Genomic DNA, 23,071 nt, shown 5'->3' with positions numbered 1-23,071 from the left:
AAAATTTTTGCAATATTCGTGCCGGGCGTCCTTTGGGCGACGAATTGGGGACTTCAGGGGACGGTTGTCGGGCGTATCGCGCCGTTGCCCCGCGAGGCAGTCGCAGCGCCGGGGAGCGACGGCCCGGACTGAACGGCCTCGGACGCGGCGCCGGCGACCGCGCTCAGGCCTGACGCGCGGACTCTTCGGGACCGCTTCTCCGCTGCGCACATGGCTGTCGACCGGTGCGGCGCCCTGCCCAACTGCTTGCTGCTTGTTCGCCGCCGCGCCCGGTATCGGCGCCCGGGCGCGACGGGCACCCTTGGCCGGAAGGGTCAAGACGCCCGGAAAGCGCAGCCACACCGCGCGGAACGGTCGGAATAGGAGCTACGAGCAGACGATTGTCGATGGGCGCGCGTGAGCTGAGGAACGCAGCGAGGCTGCAACGTGGAACAGGCAATCGCACAGAGCGCGCGACGGGGGGACATTTCAGTTGCCCCGACGCCGCATGGGTCGATCTGCGGACCGGTGGGGCGTCAGCAAAGACCGCTGTCAGCCAGCTGTCGAGCGATGTCCGTCGATCGACGAAGGCGGGCCGCAGGGCACCAACTGCAAGGCGGTGTCGATGGCAGCGTCTGTCGGCGTGTCACGGCGCGCCAGAGGATAGGCGACGGCTCATTTGCCGTGAGGCGGCTCGCCGCGCCGAGTCTAGGGCTCGGCCGGTTGAAAGAAGGCATGCCCCAGAAAGAGGACGCGTATCCTGCGAGGATTCGCATCGCGCGGAGACCGGCCGGCGCTCGGGCCGATAGCGCATTTCCAGCGCCACAAATGCAAAAACCCCCGCCTGCTGGGCGGGGGTTCTTGGCTTAGGGAGCCTGACGATTACCTACTTTCACACGGGAATCCGCACTATCATCGGCGTAGAGTCGTTTCACGGTCCTGTTCGGGATGGGAAGGGGTGGGACCGACTCGCTATGGTCATCAGGCAAAGAGGGTTGTTGCGCCGCTTCGCAGCGCAACCAATCGGGAAGAAGCAGTAATTTTGGGTTGTGCGTATCGCACACGAGAATCCAACATGTCGCTTTGGATCGCAGCCGGTGCTGTCGCACGGCGCCGATCTACAAGGCAGACTTGTTATAGGATCAAGCCTTACGGGCAATTAGTATCGGTTAGCTGAACGCATTACTGCGCTTACACACCCGACCTATCAACGTCCTGGTCTCGAACGACCCTTCAAGGAGGTCAAGCCTCCAGGGATATCTCATCTTAAGGCGAGTTTCCCGCTTAGATGCTTTCAGCGGTTATCTCTTCCGAACATAGCTACCCGGCGATGCGACTGGCGTCACAACCGGTACACCAGAGGTTCGTCCACTCCGGTCCTCTCGTACTAGGAGCAGCCCCCTTCAAATATCCAACGCCCACGGCAGATAGGGACCAAACTGTCTCACGACGTTTTAAACCCAGCTCACGTACCTCTTTAAATGGCGAACAGCCATACCCTTGGGACCGGCTACAGCCCCAGGATGAGATGAGCCGACATCGAGGTGCCAAACACCGCCGTCGATATGAACTCTTGGGCGGTATCAGCCTGTTATCCCCAGAGTACCTTTTATCCGTTGAGCGATGGCCCTTCCATACAGAACCACCGGATCACTATGACCTGCTTTCGCACCTGCTCGACTTGTCGGTCTCGCAGTTAAGCACGCTTATGCCATTGCACTATCAGCACGATTTCCGACCGTACCTAGCGTACCTTCGTACTCCTCCGTTACCCTTTGGGAGGAGACCGCCCCAGTCAAACTGCCTACCATGCACTGTCCCCGATCCGGATCACGGACCAAGGTTAGAACCTCAAACAAACCAGGGTGGTATTTCAAGGACGGCTCCACCGAAACTAGCGTTCCGGTTTCATAGCCTCCCACCTATCCTACACAGATCGGTTCAAAGTCCAATGCAAAGCTACAGTAAAGGTTCATGGGGTCTTTCCGTCTAGCCGCGGGTAGATTGCATCATCACAAACACTTCAACTTCGCTGAGTCTCGGGAGGAGACAGTGTGGCCATCGTTACGCCATTCGTGCAGGTCGGAACTTACCCGACAAGGAATTTCGCTACCTTAGGACCGTTATAGTTACGGCCGCCGTTTACCGGGACTTCAATCAAGAGCTTGCACCCCATCATTTAATCTTCCGGCACCGGGCAGGCGTCACACCCTATACGTCCACTTTCGTGTTTGCAGAGTGCTGTGTTTTTATTAAACAGTCGCAGCCACCAGTTTATTGCAACCCCTTCACCCTTCCAGCGCAGGCTGGTCAAGCTACAAGGGCGTACCTTATCCCGAAGTTACGGTACCAATTTGCCGAGTTCCTTCTCCCGAGTTCTCTCAAGCGCCTTAGAATACTCATCTCGCCCACCTGTGTCGGTTTGCGGTACGGTCATCGTTAGACTGAAGCTTAGAGGCTTTTCTTGGAACCACTTCCAATTGCTTCGCGACCGAAGTCGCTCGCGCCACACCCTTGAATCCTGCGCCCGGATTTGCCTAAGCGCCTTCTCCAATGCAGCGACCGGGACGTCCAACACCCGGACAACCTTCCGCGATCCGTCCCCCCATCGCATCTAACGACGGTGCAGGAATATTGACCTGCTTCCCATCAGCTACGCATTTCTGCCTCGCCTTAGGGGCCGACTCACCCTACGCCGATGAACGTTGCGTAGGAAACCTTGGGCTTACGGCGAGGGGGCCTTTCACCCCCTTTATCGCTACTCATGTCAGCATTCGCACTTCCGATACCTCCAGCACCCTTTACAAGGCACCTTCGCAGGCTTACGGAACGCTCTCCTACCATGCGAGCAAGCTCGCATCCGCAGCTTCGGTATATGGCTTAGCCCCGTTACATCTTCCGCGCAGGACGACTCGATCAGTGAGCTATTACGCTTTCTTTAAAGGGTGGCTGCTTCTAAGCCAACCTCCTGACTGTTTTAGCCTTCCCACTTCGTTTCCCACTTAGCCATATTTGGGGACCTTAGCTGGCGGTCTGGGTTGTTTCCCTCTTGACACCGGACGTTAGCACCCGATGTCTGTCTCCCGTGATTGCACTCTTCGGTATTCGGAGTTTGCTATGGCGGGGTAATCTGCAATAGACCCCCCAACCATGACAGTGCTCTACCCCCGAAGGTGAGACACGAGGCACTACCTAAATAGTTTTCGGAGAGAACCAGCTATTTCCAGGTTTGTTTAGCCTTTCACCCCTATCCACAGCTCATCCCCTAACTTTTCAACGTTAGTGGGTTCGGACCTCCAGTACGTGTTACCGCACCTTCATCCTGGCCATGGATAGATCACCTGGTTTCGGGTCTACGCCCAGCAACTGAACGCCCTATTCGGACTCGCTTTCGCTACGCCTGCCCTATACGGTTAAGCTTGCTACTGAACGTAAGTCGCTGACCCATTATACAAAAGGTACGCCGTCACCCCTTACGAGGCTCCGACTGTTTGTATGCATGCGGTTTCAGGATCTATTTCACTCCCCTCCCGGGGTTCTTTTCGCCTTTCCCTCACGGTACTGGTTCACTATCGGTCGATCACGAGTATTTAGCCTTGGAGGATGGTCCCCCCATCTTCAGACAGGATTTCACGTGTCCCGCCCTACTTGTCGTACACCTAGTTCTTTCATACTGTTTTCGCCTACAGGGCTATCACCTGCTATGGCCGCACTTTCCAGAGCGTTCGGCTAACAATACGAATAAAGAGTACAAGGCTCATCCCATTTCGCTCGCCACTACTTTGGGAATCTCGGTTGATTTCTTTTCCTGCGGTTACTTAGATGTTTCAGTTCACCGCGTTCGCTTCACATGACCTATGTATTCAGTCATGGATACTCCATACGGAGTGGGTTTCCCCATTCGGACATCCCCGGATCAAAGCTTGTTTGCCAGCTCCCCGGGGCTTTTCGCAGGCTACCGCGTCCTTCATCGCCTGTGATCGCCAAGGCATCCACCACATGCACTTGTTCGCTTGACCCTATAACGAGTCTGTCTCATGGACAGTCGCTACAGGTTGAGTTCTCGCGTTGTGCCGTATTCCAATTGAGTCGAACATGAAGTTCGAATCATCTTGAGATACATCGATACAATCACAACCCGGATAGTTTCCACGTCCATCTCATAAGACGCTTCCGCTATCCAAATTACTTACTTCTTCCTGATTGTTAAAGAACGACAGCCGATACAGTTTCCTGCATCACTCTGACTGGCTCAATCGCCAATGCAAAGCGCTCGCTGAATTTTCAGCAAACTCTTAGCGTTGGTGATTGGTGGAGGCAGACGGGATCGAACCGACGACCCCCTGCTTGCAAAGCAGGTGCTCTCCCAGCTGAGCTATGCCCCCATGTACAGAGACCACCCAGGTTTCTTCTCGCCAGACAACTTGGTGGGTCTGGTTGGATTCGAACCAACGACCCCCGCCTTATCAAGACGGTGCTCTAACCGACTGAGCTACAGACCCCTGAGTCTGTCTTGATTACAGCCGATAAGCGTGAGCGCTCAACTTCGCGAGATAGCTCTGGAAAGGAGGTGATCCAGCCGCACCTTCCGATACGGCTACCTTGTTACGACTTCACCCCAGTCATGAATCCTACCGTGGTGACCGTCCTCCTTGCGGTTAGACTAGCCACTTCTGGTAAAACCCACTCCCATGGTGTGACGGGCGGTGTGTACAAGACCCGGGAACGTATTCACCGCGGCATGCTGATCCGCGATTACTAGCGATTCCAGCTTCATGCACTCGAGTTGCAGAGTGCAATCCGGACTACGATCGGTTTTCTGGGATTAGCTCCCCCTCGCGGGTTGGCAACCCTCTGTTCCGACCATTGTATGACGTGTGAAGCCCTACCCATAAGGGCCATGAGGACTTGACGTCATCCCCACCTTCCTCCGGTTTGTCACCGGCAGTCTCCTTAGAGTGCTCTTGCGTAGCAACTAAGGACAAGGGTTGCGCTCGTTGCGGGACTTAACCCAACATCTCACGACACGAGCTGACGACAGCCATGCAGCACCTGTGCGCCGGTTCTCTTTCGAGCACTCCCGAATCTCTTCAGGATTCCGACCATGTCAAGGGTAGGTAAGGTTTTTCGCGTTGCATCGAATTAATCCACATCATCCACCGCTTGTGCGGGTCCCCGTCAATTCCTTTGAGTTTTAATCTTGCGACCGTACTCCCCAGGCGGTCAACTTCACGCGTTAGCTACGTTACTAAGGAAATGAATCCCCAACAACTAGTTGACATCGTTTAGGGCGTGGACTACCAGGGTATCTAATCCTGTTTGCTCCCCACGCTTTCGTGCATGAGCGTCAGTATTGGCCCAGGGGGCTGCCTTCGCCATCGGTATTCCTCCACATCTCTACGCATTTCACTGCTACACGTGGAATTCTACCCCCCTCTGCCATACTCTAGCCTGCCAGTCACAAATGCAGTTCCCAGGTTGAGCCCGGGGATTTCACATCTGTCTTAACAGACCGCCTGCGCACGCTTTACGCCCAGTAATTCCGATTAACGCTCGCACCCTACGTATTACCGCGGCTGCTGGCACGTAGTTAGCCGGTGCTTATTCTTCCGGTACCGTCATCCCCCGACTGTATTAGAGCCAAGGATTTCTTTCCGGACAAAAGTGCTTTACAACCCGAAGGCCTTCTTCACACACGCGGCATTGCTGGATCAGGCTTTCGCCCATTGTCCAAAATTCCCCACTGCTGCCTCCCGTAGGAGTCTGGGCCGTGTCTCAGTCCCAGTGTGGCTGGTCGTCCTCTCAGACCAGCTACTGATCGTCGCCTTGGTAGGCCTTTACCCCACCAACTAGCTAATCAGCCATCGGCCAACCCTATAGCGCGAGGCCCGAAGGTCCCCCGCTTTCATCCGTGGATCGTATGCGGTATTAATCCGGCTTTCGCCGGGCTATCCCCCACTACAGGACATGTTCCGATGTATTACTCACCCGTTCGCCACTCGCCACCAGGTGCAAGCACCCGTGCTGCCGTTCGACTTGCATGTGTAAGGCATGCCGCCAGCGTTCAATCTGAGCCAGGATCAAACTCTTCAGTTCAAACCTGTTACTGTTTTCGGTTCTCTCGAACCGGTCGCTCACTCAAAGCTGACAGGTCATATGAATTGCTTCATAAACCTGACTTACTTTAGTGTGAGACTCTTGATACTTTTGCTATCCCGATCCGAAGATCAGGTCTCGCTCACATCAAGCGCCCACACTTATCGGCTGTTAGTTTTTAAAGAACATGTCTGCGAGCAGATCGTCTTGCTCAGCAGCGCTGCGTTGTCAGCAGCAGAGAAGCGAGATTATGAACACTGTTTCGCAGCTCGTCAACAACTTTTTTCACTACATCGTTGCGACTGCGCGGTTCTTCTTCCTTCGCCGGGCGGGCGCTCACACTACAGCACACGTCCGACTTCGCTTCCCCTTTCACGCCGCGTTTCCGTTAGCGCGAAAGAGGCGTGATTCTATGCAGCCCACGTCCAACACGCAAGCGGTTTGTGAAAATATTTTTAAAAGCCTCCGTGCGCTGCCGCGCACGGTGGCTTCGGGGCAACGACGCGCGGGTTCGGCGAATTCGCAAACTAGAGCGCGGGGCCGCGTCCTCCGGACGCTCGCTCGAGCTTAAGATTCGGCACCGAGTCTGGTCGGCATTGCGCCGCCTCGTGTCCCATATATACAGGAGCGCGCTACTCGCCAGCCGCAATCGCCTTCAACCGCTCCAGCGGCACCGCCTCGGCCATCGCCGCGTAGCCGGCGTCGCTCGGATGAATCCCGTCGCCGCTGTCGTACCGGTGCTGCAGCACGCTCGGACGCGCCGGGTCGCGCAACGCCGCGTCGAAGTCGACGACGCCATCGAACGCGCCGCCGCTCCGGATCCATCGGTTTACCTCCAAACGGATCGCCTCGCGCGCCGGCGGCAAGTCGGCGGGCGTCAACGTCGCGCCGAACACCTTTACGCCGCGCCGATGCGCCGCGTCGATCAATCCGCGATAGCCGTCGACCAGCGCCGCGGCCGTGACCTGCGTGTGCGGATCGTCGCAATCGAGCCCCGCGCGCGGCGGCATCGCCGCGAAATTGATGTCGTTGATCCCGATCAGCACGATTGCCGCCTTCACGCCGGCGCGCGACAGCGCATCGCGCTCGAATCGCGACGCCAGCGCCACGCCGTAGCATGGCGAATCGCTGAGCAGCCGGTTGCCGCTGATCCCGAGGTTCACGACGCCGACCGACGTCGTACCGGTGTCCGCCAGCCGGCGCGTGAACGCGTCCGGCCAACGGCGGTTCCGATTCAGGCTCGACCGCAAGCCGTCGGTAATCGAATCACCGATCGCCGCGACGCTCGCATGCGCACCGCCCGCCTCAACCGCCAGCTCCGTCACCCACGCGTACTGCGTAAACCGCGTGCGAAACGCCGCGGCGCCGGCATCGTTCACATGGTCGCCTGGACCGGACACGTAATTCAGTTGGTTCGACACGCGGTGCCAAACCGTCATCCGCTGCTTCGGTCCCATATAGAAGCTGATCGCATAGGGCCGACCGGCCACGACGTCCAGCGCGAGCGGATCGCTGTCGAGCTCCTGCCCCGGCGCGAGCGTCACCGAGGCCTTGCCGCCGAACCGCACCGGCGCGGCCGCACCGTCCGCGAGCGCCGCGCCTTCGCCGGCACGGCCGAGGCTCGCCGCCTCGATCACCAGCGGTGCATGGCCATACGCGTTGCTCACGCGAATACGCGCCGCGCGGCCCGATGCAGTCGGATAGACGATCTGGCGGACGGTCCGCCCCGCGACGTCCGGTGCTCGGTACAACGGCGGCGGCGAGGCCAGCTCGGGAATCGGCTGCAGCGCGGTCGCCCACGCGGCCACCCAGCCGGCGGGCGCCGCGCAGACGGCGAACGGCGAAAGAAGAACGGAGGCACCCAGCACGGTCGCCGCCAGACTGCTTCGGAATGACATCGGCAAATCCTCATCGGAAAGCGGGCATTGTGCCGCAGAAGAAGCGCGACCGATCGCGCGCCGCCATGCGATCGCACCCTGACGCCCGTGGTTTACCCGCACCTCGCCGAATTTCCACAACAAATTTATTAACCGACCGGTCGGTTGGTTTATACTTCGCACACATTCAACCGGACGAGAGCGCTCGCCATGTACACGCAATCCCTCGACATTCCCGGCAACGTCGCGCCGCTCGACGCCGCAGCCGAGTCGCCCGAGCAGGCGCGGTTCGACGCGGTGATGGCCGCGGACGGCAAGATCGAACCGCAGGACTGGATGCCGGACGCCTATCGGAAGACGCTGATCCGCCAGATCTCGCAGCATGCGCACTCGGAAGTAGTCGGCATGCTGCCGGAAGGCAACTGGATCACGCGCGCGCCGAGCCTGAAGCGCAAGGCGATCCTGCTTGCCAAGGTGCAGGATGAAGCGGGCCACGGCCTCTATCTGTATAGCGCGGTCGAAACGCTCGGCGTCTCGCGCGAGTCGCTGATCGACGCGCTGCATGCGGGCAAGGCCAAATATTCGAGCATCTTCAACTACCCGACGCCGACCTGGGCCGACGTCGGCGTGATCGGCTGGCTCGTCGACGGCGCCGCGATCATGAACCAGGTGCCGCTGTGCCGCTGCACGTACGGCCCGTATGCGCGCGCGATGATCCGCGTCTGCAAGGAGGAGTCGTTCCATCAGCGCCAGGGCTTCGATGCCCTGCTGACGATGATGAAGGGCACCGACGCGCAGCGCGCAATGGTCCAGCAGGCCGTGAACCGGTGGTGGTGGCCGGTGCTGATGATGTTCGGCCCGAGCGACGCCGATTCGGTCCACAGCCATCAGTCCGCGAAATGGGGCATCAAGCGGATCTCGAATGACGATCTGCGGCAGAAGTTCGTCGACGCGACGGTCGAGCAGGCGAAGGTGCTCGGCGTCACGCTGCCCGACCCGGACCTGAAATGGAACGAGGCGCGCGGCCACTACGACTATGGCGCGATCGACTGGGACGAATTCTGGCGCGTCGTCAACGGCGACGGCCCGTGCAACAAGGAACGCCTCGCAACGCGCGTGAAGGCGCACGAAGACGGCGCGTGGGTCCGCGAAGCCGCGCTCGCGTACGAAGCGAAACGCCGCGCGCGCGCCGAACAGCACGCGGCATAAGCGGCACGCGCCGGCACCGTGCGTGCCGGCCGCCGATCGAATTCAACACAGCATTGCATCGGACCGGCTCGCGCCGCGCGCGCGAAGCCGGCCCACAGGAGAGAAAGATGAACAAGGAATGGCCGATCTGGGAAGTGTTCGTGCGCAGCAAGCAGGGCCTCGACCACAAGCACTGCGGCAGCCTGCACGCGGCCGACGCGACGATGGCGCTGCGCATGGCGCGCGACGTCTACACGCGCCGCCAGGAAGGCGTGAGCATCTGGGTGGTGCCGTCGTCGGCGATCACCGCATCGGATCCGAACGAGAAGGCCGAAATGTTCGAACCGGCCGGCGACAAGATCTATCGCCATCCGACGTTCTACACGCTGCCCGACGAAGTCAACCATATGTAACGCGCGCCATGACGATCACGCCCGAACACCTTTCCTACGTGCTGCGCCTCGCGGACAACGCGCTGATCCTCGGTCAGCGCAACGCCGAGTGGTGCGGTCACGGCCCGGTCCTCGAGGAAGACATCGCGCTCACCAACATGAGCCTCGACCTGATCGGCCAGGCGCGCATGCTGTACACGCACGCGGCCGAACTCGAACGCCAGCTGAACGGCGCGACGAAAACCGAGGACGACTACGCCTACTTCCGCACCGAACGCGAGTTCGCGAACTTCACGCTGGCCGAGCTGCCGCACTACGGACCGCTCGCCGGCACCGCGCACGCCGACAAGGACTACGCGGTGACGATCGTACGCAATTTCCTCTACGCGACGCTGATGCTGCACGTATGGAGCGCGCTCGAAACGTCGACCGACGCGCAGCTCGCCGCGATCGCCGCGAAGTCGGTGAAGGAAACGCGCTATCACGTGCAGCACGCGCGCGAATGGCTCGTGCGCTTCGGCGACGGCACCGACGAATCGCATCGCCGCGCACAGGCCGCGCTCGAGTACCTGATGCCGTACACGCGTGAATTCTTCGCGGCCGACGCGATCGACGCGGCGGTCGCCGCGCAGGGCGTCGGGCCCGCGCCGGCGTCGCTCGAACCCGCGTGGCGCGCCGACGTCGAAGCGGCACTGGCGGAAGCGACGCTCGCGCTGCCCGCGCCCGTGCAGCACGTGCCGACCGGCAAGCAGGGCGAACACTCGGAACATATGGGTTACCTGCTCGCCGAAATGCAGAGCCTTGCGCGCCAGCATCCGGGCGCGACCTGGTAACCCGCGACGACGGAGCCGACGCATGTCCATCGAGACCGCCGCCCCCACGCACGGCGCGCCCGGCGCGCACCACGCCGATCCGCTGCTCGCGCGCGCGTGGGACGTGCTCGAAGCCGTACCCGATCCGGAGATTCCGGTCGTGTCGATCCGCGAGCTCGGCATCCTGCGCGACGTGCGCCGCGCCGCCGACGGCACGCTCGAAGTCGTGATCACGCCGACCTACTCGGGCTGCCCGGCGATGTCGCAGATCGCCGAAGACATCGCGGCCGCGCTGCAGGGCGCCGGCCTGCCGCCGCACCGGATCGAGACGGTGCTCGCGCCCGCGTGGACGACCGACTGGATCACGCAGGACGCGCGCGAGAAGCTGCGCGCCTACGGCATCGCGCCGCCCGTCGGCCAGTGCGGCAGCGCCGCGCCGCGCGAAAACGTCGTGCGCTTCGTGCCGCGGCCGGTCGCGGCGCCGGTTTGCCCGCGCTGCGGTTCCGCGAACACCGAGCGTCTCGCGCAGTTCGCGTCGACGGCCTGCAAGGCGCTGTACCGCTGCGTCGACTGCCGCGAACCCTTCGACTACTTCAAACCTTACTGATATGGCGACCCCGCAATTTCATCCGCTACGTATCCGCGACGTGCGGCCCGAGACCGCCGACGCCGTGACCGTCTCCTTCGAGGTGCCGCCGGAGCTGCGCGACGCATACCGCTTCACGCAGGGCCAGTTCGTCACGCTGAAGACGCATATCGACGGCGAGGAGACGCGCCGCTCGTATTCGATCTGCGTGGGCACGACCGACTACGATCGCGACGGCGAGCTGCGCATCGGCATCAAGCGCGTGCGCGGCGGCCGCTTCTCGAACTTCGCGTTCGACACGCTGAAGCCCGGCCACACGATCGACGTGATGACGCCGGACGGCCGCTTCTTCACGCATCTGAACGCCGATCATGGCAAGCAGTACGTCGCGTTCTCGGGCGGCTCGGGCATCACGCCGGTGCTCGCGATCGTGAAAACGACGCTCGAACTCGAGCCGCGCAGCACGTTCACGCTGATCTACGGCAACCGTAGCGTCGACGCGATCATGTTCGCGGAAGAGCTCGAGGATCTGAAGAACCGCTACATGAACCGCTTCGTCCTCTATCACGTGCTGTCCGACGATCTGCAGGACGTCGAGCTGTTCAACGGCGTGCTCGACCAGGCGAAGTGCGCGGCGTTCCTCGACACGCTGGTGCCGGCCGATTCGATCGACGAAGCGTTCATCTGCGGCCCGGCGCCGATGATGGATGCGGCCGAAGCCGCGCTGAAGGCGGCCGGCGTGCCGCCCGCGAAGGTGCACGTCGAGCGCTTCGGCACGCCGCTGCCGCAGGCGGGCGTGCCGGTCGTCGAGATCACCGAACAGACGCCGGCCGCCGATCTCGAGATCGTGCTCGACGGCAAGAAGCGCAAGCTGCGTCTGCCATACGAAGGCGTGAGCCTGCTCGACGTCGGCCTGCGCGCCGGCCTCGCGCTGCCGTATGCGTGCAAGGGCGGCGTGTGCTGCACGTGCCGCGCGAAGGTGCTCGAAGGCGAAGTACGGATGGAGAAGAACTACACGCTCGAGGAGCACGAGGTGAACGACGGCTTCGTGCTGACGTGCCAGTGCCATCCGGTCAGCGACAGGATCGTGGTGAGCTTCGACGAGCGTTGATCGGCTGCGCGTCGAGACGCGGCGCCGGTTTCTCGTCGTCACACATCTCGCTTACACTAGGGGCCGCCGGCCGGTCGGACAGCTTGCAGCGTCCGCCCGGCCGGCGGTTTTCTTTTGTTGACGACAGGCCGATGAGTACCATTCACGTGATTCAGGGCGGCACCGCCGCCGCGTCGCTGCGCGAAGCGCTCGCGGCAGCCGGACGCGACGAGCGCGTCGTCGGGTTGCTCGACGACCTCGGCGTCGGCCCGTTGAAGGGTGCCGACGAGACGCCGGACGTGCGCGCCGCGTTCTGGCAACGTGTGCTCGGCGACCAGATCCCCGACTGGAAAGCGGAGATCGAAGGCGAATTCGCGCGACTCGACCAGCTGGCCACGGACACCGGCCAGGTCGTCGTGTGGCACGCGCCATGCGTCGGCGACAAGCTGCTGCTGCGCCGCGTCGCCTATCACCTGCGCAGTGTCCCGCAACGGCTGAACGAAGTGCGGCTGTCTGCCGCCGACCTCGACGCGACGCAGCGCGCCGCACTCGCACGCGCGGACCACGCCTGTTCGACGGGCATGTTCTCGCCGGCGCAGCTCGGCAAGCGGCGGCCTGCCGCCGCGCCGATCTCGGTCTTGCGGATCGGCCGGCTCGCGCTCGAATGGCAGGAGGCCAAACACCTGAACGCCGAGCTGCGCTACTGGATCAGCAACACGATCAAGAGCGGCCACTATGCGGACCTCGACGCGCTGATCGTCGCGCGCGCGAGCACCGACTGGCAGCCGGCGCGGCAGCTCGTCGGCCGCATCATGGCCGAGGCCGATCGCGGCGGACTGTTCGTCAGCGACGCCGTCGCGTGGTGGCGCTGCCGCGAACTGGCCGCGGCCGGCCGGCTCGAGCTGCGGGACGATGCGCCCGCCGCCCTCTCCTTCACGCACGTGCGCGCCGCCCGCGCGGTAAACGCATCCCGCTAATCTTCCGCATTCGACCATGGCCCGTACCCGAGCGCCCGACCACGAATCCCAGCGCGAGCAGATCCTCGATCTCGCCGCCGAAAAGTTCGCGCAGACGAGCTATCCGAGCACGTCGATGTCCGATCTCGCGACCGCGAGCGGCACGTCGAAGGCACGCCTCTATCACTATTACGAGAGCAAGGAAGCGATCCTGTTCGACCTGCTCGACCGCTACACGAAGCGGCTGATGCTGATCATCGCGGAAGTCGAAGGGACGAGTCAGCGGCGCGGGCTCAGCGAGCGCGAGGCGTTCGCCGAGCTGGTGCGCGCATTCCTCGCCGAATACGAGACGTCGCACAGCCGGCACGTCGCGCTGCTCAACGACGTTAAGTATCTCGAGGATGCACAGCGCGAAATCGTGCTCGACCGCCAGCGCGACATCGTCGCAGCCTTCGCGCGGCAGCTCGCGCGCGCCTATCCTGATCGCATCTCGAAGGAAAACCAGACGTCGGTGACGATGATGGTGTTCGGGATGATCAACTGGACGTTCACGTGGCTGAAGCCGGGCGGCCGCCTCGGCTACCGCGACTTCGCCGAACAGGTGATCGACATGATCGAGCGCGGGCTGTCGTCGGCCGCGTGATGTCGCAGGGCAGCATCCGTTGCGCGGTGTGCACAGCCACACCGCCCTCTCGGCATTTCATATGATGAATTTTTAATGCGTTTAAAATCAGTGGCTTATGTTATGAACTAAGTGCATTTAGAATTCACCCTCGACAGAATATACGGGTTTTCCCCAATCCTGACCCAAACACTCGGGTAAAATGCTGCTGCATTGCACAACCCGCTGTACGGTCACCATTGAGGAACCCACGATGAACACGCAATTCCACGGCTCGGCCGATGTCGTCGGCACCGCCGGTAATGCGCCGGTTCTCGTCAGGGAACTGGCTTCCAAAGACCGTGAGCAGATGCTCACCCATTTTCTGTCGCTGAACGAGGACGACCGCCTGCTGCGCTTCGGCCAGATGGTGCCCGACCACGTGATCGAAAACTACGTGCGCACGATCGACTTCGGCCGCGATACCGTGTTCGGCGTGTTCGACCATGATCTCGAGCTGATCGGCGTCGGTCACCTCGCCTATCTGCCGGCCGACGGCGACAAGCGAACGGCCGAATTCGGCGTGTCGGTGCTCGAACGCGCGCGCGGCCGCGGCGTCGGCACGAAGCTGTTCGAGCGCGCGGCGATCCGCAGCCGCAACACGCGCGTGACGACGCTCTACATGCACTGCCTGTCGCGCAACGCGACGATGATGCACATCGCCAAGAAGTCCGGGATGCGCATCGAGCATGCGTACGGCGAAGCCGACGCGTATCTGTCGCTGCCGCCGGCCGACCACTCGACGATCCTCGCCGAGATGCTGCAGGAACAGGCGGCCGTGTTCGACTATGCGATGAAGCGCCAGGCGCACCGGGCGTCGAAGTTCATCGAGTCGCTGATGCCCGCTGCGCTCAGCGCGTAACGCCGGTACGCCGCCGCGGCGCGTCGCTTGCGCCCGGCGGTTCTCGCTTCCCACCCGCCTTCCCATCGGCGCTAGCGCATCGACCGGATCGGCAGCGCCGTCGTCTCCTTGAAGCATTCGAGCGAAAAGCTCGTTTTCACGTCGATCACCGACGGATGGTGCAGCAACTGCTCCTGCACGAAGCGGGAGAAATGCGCCATGTCCTCCACCTGCACGCGCAGCAGATAATCCATATCGCCCGTCATCGCGTGGCACGCGACGACTTCCGGCCAGGCCTGCACGGCCGCGCGGAACAGCTCCGCGTGCGTCGCGCCCGCGCGCGCCGCCGTTTCGTCCGCGCGCACCGGCACGACGCCGCCGCGCTTCTCGAGCCGCACGCTCACGTACGCGAGCAGATCGAGCCCGAGCTTCTGCGGGTCGAGCAGCGCGACGTAGCCCGTGATCACGCCGATCTCCTCGAGGCGGCGGATTCGCCGCAGACACGGGCTCGGCGACAGGTTCACGCGTTCGGCGATCTCCTGGTTCGACAGGCGCCCGTTCTCCTGAAGAATCGCGAGGATCCGCCGGTCGATCGCGTCCAATTCGACCTGCGCCATCTTCTGCCCTCCGAAAGTCGTTTCGAGACTGGAAATTGCGCCATCGTAGGATCGCGCGACCAAGTTCGCAAGTTTACGCTCCACGCGGCCCGCTACACTTTGTCGCACGTACTCGATCGTTTCGCGCGCCGTCGGCGCGCACCACCCTCGACACAGGACCGACGGCGCTCCGCATCGCCGCGGCCGACTCAGGAGACACGCATGCAGATCCCCACCTGGGACAACCCCGTCGGCACCGACGGCTTCGAATTCATCGAATACACGGCACCGGACCCGAAGGCGCTCGGACAACTGTTCGAACGGATGGGCTTCACCGCGATCGCGCGTCACCGCCACAAGGACGTGACGGTCTACCGCCAGGGCGACATCAACTTCATCATCAACGCCGAGCCCGACTCGTTCGCGCAGCGCTTCGCGCGGCTGCACGGCCCGTCGATCTGCGCGATCGCGTTTCGCGTGCAGGACGCCGCGAAGGCGTACAAGCGCGCGCTCGAACTCGGCGCATGGGGCTTCGACAACAAGACCGGCCCGATGGAGCTGAACATCCCGGCGATCAAGGGCATCGGCGATTCGCTGATCTACTTCGTCGACCGCTGGCGCGGCAAGAACGGCGCGCAGCCGGGCGCGATCGGCGACATCAGCATCTACGACGTCGACTTCGAGCCGATCCCCGGCGCGGAGCCGAACCCGGTCGGCCACGGACTCACGTACATCGACCACCTGACGCACAACGTGCATCGCGGCCGCATGCAGGAATGGGCAGAGTTCTACGAACGCCTGTTCAACTTCCGCGAAGTGCGCTACTTCGACATCGAAGGCAAGGTGACGGGCGTGAAGTCGAAGGCGATGACGTCGCCGTGCGGCAAGATCCGCATCCCGATCAACGAGGAAGGCTCGGACACGGCCGGCCAGATCCAGGAATACCTCGACGCGTACCACGGCGAAGGCATTCAGCATATCGCGCTCGGCACCAACGACATCTATGGGGCCGTCGACGGCCTGCGCAGCAAGGAAGTGAAACTGCTCGACACGATCGACACCTATTACGAACTGGTCGATCGCCGCGTGCCGAACCACGGCGAATCGCTGGAAGAGCTGAAGAAGCGCAAGATCCTGATCGACGGCGCACGCGACGATCTGCTGCTGCAGATCTTCACCGAAAACCAGATCGGGCCGATCTTCTTCGAGATCATCCAGCGCAAGGGCAATCAGGGCTTCGGCGAAGGCAACTTCAAGGCGCTGTTCGAATCGATCGAGCTCGATCAGATCCGCCGCGGCGTCGTGCAGGACAAGGCCTGACGGAACGGGCCCGTGCGCGCGGCCGCACGCCGCCGTCCGGCCCGGCCGCACAAACAAAAAGGGCGGGAATCGCACGATTCCCGCCCTTTGTTCGTTTTCGGCGCGGCGCGCTGCCGCGCGATCGCATCAACGCACGCTCGCCTTCGACGCCGCGGCGCGCGCGACGGCCGGCTGCGCATCGGCGTTCTGCGCCGACGCGGTCTGACGCATCTGCGCGCCGGCTGCCGCCAGTGCGCTCGCGCCTTGCGCGCGCACCGGGCCGGTCATCGCGAAAAATGCGGCCGACACGATCAGGAAACTCTGGATATGACGCGTGTTCATTGCACCTCCTTTTAAGACTGCCGGCGCCTCCCCGTGCCTCGACAGCGTGTCGACGCGACCGGGCACCTCCGGCAGGCCGACAAGATTAACGGCGTTTGCGCGAAGATGGGGCCAGCTTTACATGCTTTTACATGCTGTAACGGGTGCGCCGGCCCTCGCCCGTTGATGCAGTGCGGCAGTATCGCGGATGGGCGGCGGGTTTATCCCAGTGCTACCATCACTTAAAACCGGCCAATATGCCGGCCACTGCCGACGCGTTCACAAGACGCCGACGCACTCGAAGTTTTGGTGATCCCAAACTGGGTGGAGGAGACTGTTAATGAATGCCCCGCTAGACGCAGGCCAACGCGCGTCGCTCGAAGCCGCGCTAAAGTCCGTCACGCTTGACGACAAATACACGCTCGAGCGCGGCCGCGCTTACATGAGCGGCATCCAGGCGCTCGTGCGCCTGCCGATGCTCCAGCAGGAACGCGACCGCGCCGCCGGCCTCAATACGGCCGGCTTCATCTCCGGCTATCGCGGCTCGCCGCTCGGCGGCCTCGACCTGTCGCTCTGGAAGGCCAAGCAGCATCTGGCCGCCCATCAGATCGTTTTCCAGCCCGGCCTCAACGAAGATCTCGCCGCGACCGCCGTGTGGGGCTCGCAGCAGGTCAACCTGTATCCCGGCGCGAAGTACGACGGCGTGTTCGGCATGTGGTACGGCAAGGGCCCGGGCGTCGACCGCACCGGCGACGTGTTCAAGCACGCGAACTCGGCCGGCTCGTCGAAGCACGGCGGTGTGCTGGTGCTCGCCGGCGACGACCATGCGGCGAAATCCTCGACGCTCGCGCATCAGTCCGAGCACATCTTCAAGGCCTGCGGGCTGCCGGTGCTGTTCCCGTCGAACGTACAGGAATATCTGGACTTCGGGCTGCACGGCTGGGCGATGAGCCGCTACTCGGGGCTCTGGGTCGCGCTGAAATGCGTGACGGACGTCGTCGAATCGTCGGCGTCGGTCGACATCGACCCGCACCGCACCGAAATCCTGCTGCCGACCGACTTCGTCATGCCGGAAGGCGGGCTCAACATCCGCTGGCCGGACCCGCCGCTCGTGCAGGAAGCGCGGCTGCTCGACTACAAGTGGTACGCGGCGCTCGCCTACGTGCGCGCGAACAAGCTCGACCGCATCGAGATCGATTCGCCGCACGCGCGCTTCGGCATCATGACGGGCGGCAAGGCGTATCTGGACGTGCGCCAGGCGCTGACCGACCTCGGCCTCGACGACGAAACCTGCGCGCGGATCGGCATCCGGCTCTACAAGGTCGGCTGCGTCTGGCCGCTCGAAGCACAGGGCGCGCAGGCGTTCGCGCGCGGCCTCGACGAAATTCTGGTCGTCGAGGAAAAGCGCCAGATCCTCGAGTACGCGATCAAGGAAGAGCTGTACAACTGGCCGGACGCGCAGCGCCCGCGCGTGTACGGCAAGTTCGACGAAAAGGACGGCGCCGGCGGCGAATGGTCGGTGCCGATGGGCAACTGGCTGCTGCCCGCGCACTACGAGCTGTCGCCCGCGATCATCGCGAAGGCGATCGCGACGCGCCTCGAGAAGTTCGAGCTGCCGTCCGACGTGCGTGCGCGGATCGCCGCGCGCATCGCGGTGATCAACGCGAAGGAAATGGCGCTCGCGAAGCCGCACGTGCAGACCGAGCGCAAGCCGTGGTTCTGCTCGGGCTGCCCGCACAACACGTCGACCAACGTGCCGGAAGGCTCGCGCGCGATCGCCGGCATCGGCTGCCACTACATGACCGTCTGGATGGACCGCAACACGAGCACCTTCAGCCAGATGGGCGGCGAAGGCGTGCCGTGGATCGGCCAGGCGCCGTTCACCGACGAAAAGCACGTGTTCGCGAACCTCGGCGACGGCACCTATTTCCACTCGGGCCTGCTCGCGATCCGCGCGGCGATCTCGTCGAAGGCGAACATCACGTACAAGATCCTGTATAACGACGCCGTCGCGATGACGGGCGGCCAGCCGGTCGACGGCGTGCTGACCGTGCCGCAGATCACGCACCAGCTCGCGTCCGAAGGCGCGAAGAAGATCGTGATCGTCACCGACGAGCCCGAGAAGTACGACAGCCAGAAGGCGCTGCTCGCGCCGGGCGTGACGATCCATCACCGCGACCAGCTCGACGACGTGCAGCGCGAGCTGCGCGAGATCGAAGGCACGACGATCCTGATCTACGACCAGACCTGCGCGACCGAAAAGCGCCGCCGCCGCAAGCGCGGCGCGTATCCGGATCCGGCCAAGCGCGTCGTGATCAACGACGCGGTGTGCGAAGGCTGCGGCGACTGCTCGGTGCAGTCGAACTGCCTGTCGGTCGAGCCGCTCGAAACCGAATTCGGCACGAAGCGCCAGATCAACCAGTCGAGCTGCAACAAGGACTTCTCGTGCGTGAAGGGCTTCTGCCCGAGCTTCGTCACGGTCGAAGGCGGCCAGCTGAAGAAGCCGAAGGCCGTCGCCGTCGACGGCAGCGCGCTGCCGCCGATACCCGAGCCGGCGCTGCCGGCGATCGATCGCGCGTACGGCGTCCTCGTCACCGGCGTCGGCGGCACGGGCGTCGTCACGATCGGCGCGCTGCTCGGGATGGCCGCGCACCTCGAAAACAAGGGCGTGACCGTGCTCGACGTGACGGGTCTCGCGCAGAAAGGCGGCGCGGTAATGAGCCACGTGCAGATCTCGCACACGCCGACCGACATCCACGCGACGCGCATCGCAATGGGCGAAGCCGATCTCGTAATCGGCTGCGACGCGATCGTGACGGCCGGCGACGAATGCACGTCGCGGATGCGGCACGGCGCGACGCGCGTGGTCGTCAACAGCGCGCAAACGCCGACCGCCGAGTTCATCAAGAACCCGAACTGGGCGTTCCCGGGCGTGTCCGCCGAGCACGACATCCGCACCGCGGCCGGCGACATGGTCGACTTCGTCGATGCGAACCGCTTCGCGGTCGCGCTGCTTGGCGACGCGATCTACACGAACCCGTTCGTGCTCGGCTACGCATGGCAGAAGGGCTGGCTGCCGCTGACGCTCGCGTCGCTGCAGCGCGCGATCGAGTTGAACGGCGTGTCGGTCGACAAGAACCGCGCGGCATTCGAGTGGGGCCGGCGCGCCGCGCACGATCTCGCTAGCGTGCAGCAGGCCGCGGCCGGCGAACCGCGCGCCGCCCAGGGCGCGACGGTGATCGCGCTGCACACGAAGAAGGCCGTCGATGCGCTGATCGCGAAGCGCGTCGAGTTCCTGACCGCGTATCAGAACGCCGGCTACGCGGCACGCTATGCGGCGTTCGTCGACAAGGTCCGCGCAGCCGAGCGTGCGCTCGCCGACGGCGACGCGATGCAGGAGCCGCTGACCGAAGCGGTCGCGCGCAACCTGTTCAAGCTGATGGCGTACAAGGACGAATACGAGGTCGCGCGGCTGCAGTCCGACCCGGCGTTCCTCGCACGGCTGTCCGCGCAGTTCGAAGGCGACTGGAAGCTGAAATTCCATCTCGCGCCGCCGCTGTTCGCGAAGAAGGACGCGCACGGCCATCTCGTGAAGAAGGCGTACGGCCCGTGGATGATGTCCGCGTTCCGGCTGCTCGCGAAGGCGAAGTTCCTGCGCGGCACGGCGTTCGACCCGTTCGGCCGCGCCGAAGAACGCCGCACCGAGCGCGCGCTGATCGGCGAGTACGAAGCGCTGATCGACGAGGTGCTCGCGAAGCTGACTGCGGGCAACCGGCCGCTCGCGGTCGAGCTCGCGTCGCTGCCGGACGGCATCCGCGGCTACGGTCACGTGAAGGACAACAACCTGCGCGCCGTCCGCCAGAAGTGGAACACGCTGCTCGCGCAGTGGCGTTCGCCGACGGGCGGCCAGTCGCGTCAGCAGGTCGCGTAGCCGCCGACGCGCGGCGGGCGTTCGCGCGCCGGACGTCCGCCGCGCTCGCCGTACCGGCCGATCGCGATAAAAAAGCCACGGAACGCCAGGTTCCGTGGCTTTTTCTTTGCGCCGCGCAGCGGGCGCGGCAGACGCGCACGCTTACTTCGTGTTCACGTTCGCGGCGGCAACGGCCGTCATGTTGATGATCCGGCGCACGGTCGCGGCCGGCGTCAGGATATGGACCGGCTTCGCCGCGCCGAGCAGGAACGGGCCGACCGTCACGCCTTCGCCGCCGACCATCTTCAGCAGGTTGTACGCGATGTTCGCCGCTTCGACGTTCGGCATGATCAGCAGGTTCGCTTCGCCCGACAGCGTCGTGCCCGGGAACGCGGCCTTGCGGACCGCTTCGGACAGCGCGGCGTCGCCGTGCATTTCACCGTCGACCTCGAGGTTCGGCGCACGTTCGACGATCAGCTTGCGGGCCTCGGCCATGCGGCGCGACGACGCCGACGGCGCGCTGCCGAAGTTCGAGTTCGACAGCAGCGCGGCCTTCGGCACGATCCCGAAGCGCTCGATCTCGGCCGCGGCCTGGATCGTCATGTCGGCGAGCTGTTCGGCGCTCGGCAGTTCGTTCACGTACGTGTCGCAGACGAACAGGTTGCGGCCCGGCAGCATCAGCAGGTTCATCGCCGCAAAGTGCTCGGCGCCCTTCGCGCGGCCCAGCACCTGCTCGATGAACTTCAGGTGGCTGTGGTACGTGTCGATCATCCCGCAGATCATCCCGTCCGCATCGCCCAGGTGCACCAGCATCGCGCCGATCAGCGTGTTGAACTTGCGCAGCGCGGCCTTCGCGACTTCCGGCGTCACGCCGTCGCGCGCGCCGATCTCGTGATACGCCTGCCAGTAGCGGTGGTAGCGCGTGTCGTCTTCCGGATTGACGATCTCGAAATCGACGCCCGCCTTCAGCTTCGAGCCGATCTTCGCGAGGCGCATCTCGACGACCGACGGACGGCCGATGATGATCGGCTTCGCGATCTTCTCGAGCAGCACGAACTGCGCGGCGCGCAGCACGCGCTCGTCCTCGCCCTCGGCAAACACGATGCGTGCCGCGGCCTTCTTCGCGGTCGCGAACACCGGGCGCATCACCATGCCCGTGCGGTACACCGTTGCGCCCAGTTGTTCGCGGTACGCGTCCATGTCCTGAATAGGACGCGTCGCGACGCCCGAATCCATCGCGGCCTGCGCGACGGCCGGCGCGATCTTGATGATCAGGCGCGGATCGAACGGCTTCGGAATCAGGTATTCCGGCCCGAATTCGAGCGAATGGCCTTCATACGCCTTCGCGACTTCCTCGCTCTGGTCGGTTTCCTGCGCCAGCTCCGCAATCGCGCGCACGCAGGCGAGCTTCATCTCTTCCGTGATCGTCGTCGCGCCGACGTCGAGCGCGCCGCGGAAGATGAACGGGAAGCACAGCACGTTGTTGACCTGGTTCGGGTAGTCCGAACGGCCGGTCGCGACGATCGCGTCCGGGCGCACGGCCTTCGCGTCTTCCGGGCGGATTTCGGGCTCCGGGTTCGCGAGCGCGAGGATCAGCGGCTTGTCGGCCATCGCCTTGACCATGTCCTGCTTCAGCACGCCTGCGCTCGAGCAGCCGAGGAACACGTCCGCGCCGACGATCGCGTCGGCGAGCGTGCGCGCGTCGGTCGTCGCCGCGTAGCGCTGCTTCGACGGATCGAGATTGCCGCGCCCTTCGTAGATCACGCCCTTCGAGTCGGTCACGAGGATGTTCGACTTCGTGAGCCCGAGGTTCACGAGCAGGTCCAGACACGCGATCGCCGCGGCGCCGGCGCCCGAGCACACGAGCTTCACGTCCGCGAGGTTCTTGCCGACGACTTTCAGGCCGTTCAGGATCGCGGCCGATGCGATGATCGCGGTGCCGTGCTGGTCGTCGTGGAAGACGGGAATCTTCATGCGCTCGCGCAGCTTCTGCTCGATGTAGAAGCATTCCGGCGCCTTGATGTCCTCGAGGTTGATGCCGCCGAGCGTCGGCTCGAGCATCGCGATCGCTTCGACGAGCTTGTCGGGGTCGGATTCCGAGAGTTCGATGTCGAATACGTCGATGCCGGCGAACTTCTTGAACAGGCAGCCCTTGCCTTCCATCACCGGCTTCGCGGCCAGCGGGCCGATGTTGCCGAGCCCGAGCACGGCCGTGCCGTTCGTCACGACGCCGACGAGGTTGCCGCGCGACGTGTATTTCTGCGCGTCGAGCGGATCGGCGTGGATCGCCTCGCACGCGGCCGCGACGCCCGGCGAATACGCGAGCGAGAGGTCGAGCTGATTCGACAGCGGCTTGGTCGGCGTGACCGAAATCTTGCCGGGTTTCGGGTTCTGGTGATAGGCGAGAGCGGCCTGCTTCAGTTGTTCGTCCATGATTGACCTGCGAGAGACATGCGAAATGTTGACG

14 protein-coding genes, 2 tRNA genes and 3 rRNA genes are annotated in these 23,071 nt (G+C 63.5%); 10 read left to right on the top strand and 9 right to left on the bottom strand.

Annotation, left to right across the window (positions count from 1 at the left end; genetic code table 11):
- Positions 1 to 852: 852 nt before the first annotated feature.
- The 6 genes from rrf to NP80_RS14225 form a co-directional block, all read right to left on the bottom strand.
- A 5S ribosomal RNA gene (rrf, locus tag NP80_RS14250) occupies positions 853 to 965 on the bottom strand.
- Positions 966 to 1,117: 152 nt separating this feature from the next.
- Positions 1,118 to 3,998 (bottom strand): 23S ribosomal RNA (locus NP80_RS14245).
- A gap of 290 nt (positions 3,999 to 4,288) precedes the next feature.
- Positions 4,289 to 4,364: transfer RNA gene (locus NP80_RS14240), tRNA-Ala, on the bottom strand.
- 40 nt (positions 4,365 to 4,404) lie between these two features.
- A tRNA-Ile gene (locus NP80_RS14235) sits at positions 4,405 to 4,481 on the bottom strand.
- A gap of 61 nt (positions 4,482 to 4,542) precedes the next feature.
- Positions 4,543 to 6,075: ribosomal RNA gene (locus tag NP80_RS14230) — 16S ribosomal RNA — on the bottom strand.
- The 16S, 23S and 5S rRNA genes sit together here with 2 tRNA genes alongside, the layout of an rRNA operon.
- 632 nt (positions 6,076 to 6,707) lie before the next feature.
- Entirely contained in the window at positions 6,708 to 7,973 is a 1,266-nt protein-coding gene (locus NP80_RS14225; protein ID WP_006409713.1) for an SGNH/GDSL hydrolase family protein, read from the bottom strand.
- 189 nt (positions 7,974 to 8,162) lie between these two features.
- Between NP80_RS14225 and paaA the strand changes: the two genes are divergently transcribed.
- The 8 genes from paaA (at position 8,163) to NP80_RS14185 (ending at position 14,499) form a co-directional block, all read left to right on the top strand.
- Positions 8,163 to 9,161, top strand: a complete 999-nt coding sequence (gene paaA, locus NP80_RS14220; protein WP_006401298.1) for a 1,2-phenylacetyl-CoA epoxidase subunit PaaA — start codon at positions 8,163 to 8,165, stop codon at positions 9,159 to 9,161.
- 107 nt (positions 9,162 to 9,268) lie between these two features.
- Complete coding sequence (gene paaB / locus NP80_RS14215; RefSeq protein WP_006401299.1) at positions 9,269 to 9,553, top strand: 1,2-phenylacetyl-CoA epoxidase subunit PaaB; 285 nt, start codon at positions 9,269 to 9,271, stop codon at positions 9,551 to 9,553.
- 8 nt (positions 9,554 to 9,561) lie between these two features.
- Complete coding sequence (paaC, locus tag NP80_RS14210) at positions 9,562 to 10,365, top strand: 1,2-phenylacetyl-CoA epoxidase subunit PaaC (RefSeq protein ID WP_006408272.1); 804 nt, start codon at positions 9,562 to 9,564, stop codon at positions 10,363 to 10,365.
- A gap of 22 nt (positions 10,366 to 10,387) precedes the next feature.
- The gene (gene paaD, locus NP80_RS14205) at positions 10,388 to 10,951 is read left to right on the top strand and encodes a 1,2-phenylacetyl-CoA epoxidase subunit PaaD (protein WP_006409704.1); all 564 of its coding nucleotides are present in this window, start codon (positions 10,388 to 10,390) and stop codon (positions 10,949 to 10,951) included.
- A gap of 1 nt (position 10,952) precedes the next feature.
- Positions 10,953 to 12,041 carry a 1,2-phenylacetyl-CoA epoxidase subunit PaaE gene (gene paaE / locus NP80_RS14200; RefSeq protein WP_006408270.1) on the top strand — a complete coding sequence of 363 codons (1,089 nt, stop codon included), beginning with the start codon at positions 10,953 to 10,955 and terminating at the stop codon, positions 12,039 to 12,041.
- A 131-nt stretch (positions 12,042 to 12,172) separates the two neighbouring features.
- Positions 12,173 to 12,997, top strand: a complete 825-nt coding sequence (locus NP80_RS14195) for a DUF1835 domain-containing protein (RefSeq protein WP_035946445.1) — start codon at positions 12,173 to 12,175, stop codon at positions 12,995 to 12,997.
- Between the two features lie 16 nt (positions 12,998 to 13,013).
- Entirely contained in the window at positions 13,014 to 13,619 is a 606-nt protein-coding gene (locus tag NP80_RS14190; RefSeq protein WP_006401304.1) for a TetR/AcrR family transcriptional regulator, read from the top strand.
- Positions 13,620 to 13,851: 232 nt separating this feature from the next.
- Positions 13,852 to 14,499, top strand: a complete 648-nt coding sequence (locus NP80_RS14185; RefSeq protein WP_006408711.1) for a GNAT family N-acetyltransferase — start codon at positions 13,852 to 13,854, stop codon at positions 14,497 to 14,499.
- A 71-nt stretch (positions 14,500 to 14,570) separates the two neighbouring features.
- Here the strand turns inward: NP80_RS14185 and NP80_RS14180 are convergent, their stop codons facing one another.
- A complete protein-coding gene (locus NP80_RS14180) occupies positions 14,571 to 15,095 on the bottom strand; it encodes an Lrp/AsnC family transcriptional regulator (protein ID WP_006401306.1) in 525 nt (174 codons plus the stop codon).
- Positions 15,096 to 15,296: 201 nt separating this feature from the next.
- Here NP80_RS14180 and hppD point away from each other — a divergent pair, with 201 nt between their 5' ends.
- The gene (gene hppD, locus NP80_RS14175; protein WP_006401307.1) at positions 15,297 to 16,394 is read left to right on the top strand and encodes a 4-hydroxyphenylpyruvate dioxygenase; all 1,098 of its coding nucleotides are present in this window, start codon (positions 15,297 to 15,299) and stop codon (positions 16,392 to 16,394) included.
- Between the two features lie 126 nt (positions 16,395 to 16,520).
- Here the strand turns inward: hppD and NP80_RS14170 are convergent, their stop codons facing one another.
- The gene (locus NP80_RS14170) at positions 16,521 to 16,715 is read right to left on the bottom strand and encodes a hypothetical protein (protein ID WP_006401308.1); all 195 of its coding nucleotides are present in this window, start codon (positions 16,713 to 16,715) and stop codon (positions 16,521 to 16,523) included.
- Between the two features lie 319 nt (positions 16,716 to 17,034).
- Between NP80_RS14170 and NP80_RS14165 the strand changes: the two genes are divergently transcribed.
- Positions 17,035 to 20,625, top strand: a complete 3,591-nt coding sequence (locus NP80_RS14165; protein ID WP_006409712.1) for an indolepyruvate ferredoxin oxidoreductase family protein — start codon at positions 17,035 to 17,037, stop codon at positions 20,623 to 20,625.
- 141 nt (positions 20,626 to 20,766) lie between these two features.
- On the opposite strand, the gene NP80_RS14160 is transcribed toward NP80_RS14165, so the two are convergent.
- On the bottom strand, positions 20,767 to 23,037 hold the full coding sequence (locus tag NP80_RS14160; RefSeq protein WP_006408265.1) for an NADP-dependent malic enzyme: 2,271 nt from the start codon (positions 23,035 to 23,037) through the stop codon (positions 20,767 to 20,769).
- Positions 23,038 to 23,071 lie beyond the last annotated feature (34 nt).

This window comes from Burkholderia multivorans ATCC BAA-247, assembly GCF_000959525.1.
In the GTDB taxonomy this organism is placed as follows: domain Bacteria; phylum Pseudomonadota; class Gammaproteobacteria; order Burkholderiales; family Burkholderiaceae; genus Burkholderia; species Burkholderia multivorans.
The sequence above is the reverse complement of the archived record's forward strand: the minus strand, read 5'-3'. Positions and strand labels throughout refer to the sequence as shown.

Bases quoted from the DNA above. Each gene is read 5' to 3' on its own strand.
- paaB (WP_006401299.1), top strand. From the start codon at position 9,269: ATGAACAAGGAATGGCCGATCTGGGAAGTGTTCGTGCGCAGCAAGCAG.
- hppD (WP_006401307.1), top strand. From the start codon at position 15,297: ATGCAGATCCCCACCTGGGACAACCCCGTCGGCACCGACGGCTTCGAA.
- NP80_RS14170 (WP_006401308.1), bottom strand. From the start codon at position 16,715: ATGAACACGCGTCATATCCAGAGTTTCCTGATCGTGTCGGCCGCATTT.
- paaD (WP_006409704.1), top strand. From the start codon at position 10,388: ATGTCCATCGAGACCGCCGCCCCCACGCACGGCGCGCCCGGCGCGCAC.
- NP80_RS14180 (WP_006401306.1), bottom strand. From the start codon at position 15,095: ATGGCGCAGGTCGAATTGGACGCGATCGACCGGCGGATCCTCGCGATT.
- NP80_RS14165 (WP_006409712.1), top strand. From the start codon at position 17,035: ATGAATGCCCCGCTAGACGCAGGCCAACGCGCGTCGCTCGAAGCCGCG.
- paaC (WP_006408272.1), top strand. From the start codon at position 9,562: ATGACGATCACGCCCGAACACCTTTCCTACGTGCTGCGCCTCGCGGAC.
- NP80_RS14195 (WP_035946445.1), top strand. From the start codon at position 12,173: ATGAGTACCATTCACGTGATTCAGGGCGGCACCGCCGCCGCGTCGCTG.
- paaE (WP_006408270.1), top strand. From the start codon at position 10,953: ATGGCGACCCCGCAATTTCATCCGCTACGTATCCGCGACGTGCGGCCC.
- paaA (WP_006401298.1), top strand. From the start codon at position 8,163: ATGTACACGCAATCCCTCGACATTCCCGGCAACGTCGCGCCGCTCGAC.
- NP80_RS14185 (WP_006408711.1), top strand. From the start codon at position 13,852: ATGAACACGCAATTCCACGGCTCGGCCGATGTCGTCGGCACCGCCGGT.
- NP80_RS14160 (WP_006408265.1), bottom strand. From the start codon at position 23,037: ATGGACGAACAACTGAAGCAGGCCGCTCTCGCCTATCACCAGAACCCG.
- NP80_RS14190 (WP_006401304.1), top strand. From the start codon at position 13,014: ATGGCCCGTACCCGAGCGCCCGACCACGAATCCCAGCGCGAGCAGATC.
- NP80_RS14225 (WP_006409713.1), bottom strand. From the start codon at position 7,973: ATGTCATTCCGAAGCAGTCTGGCGGCGACCGTGCTGGGTGCCTCCGTT.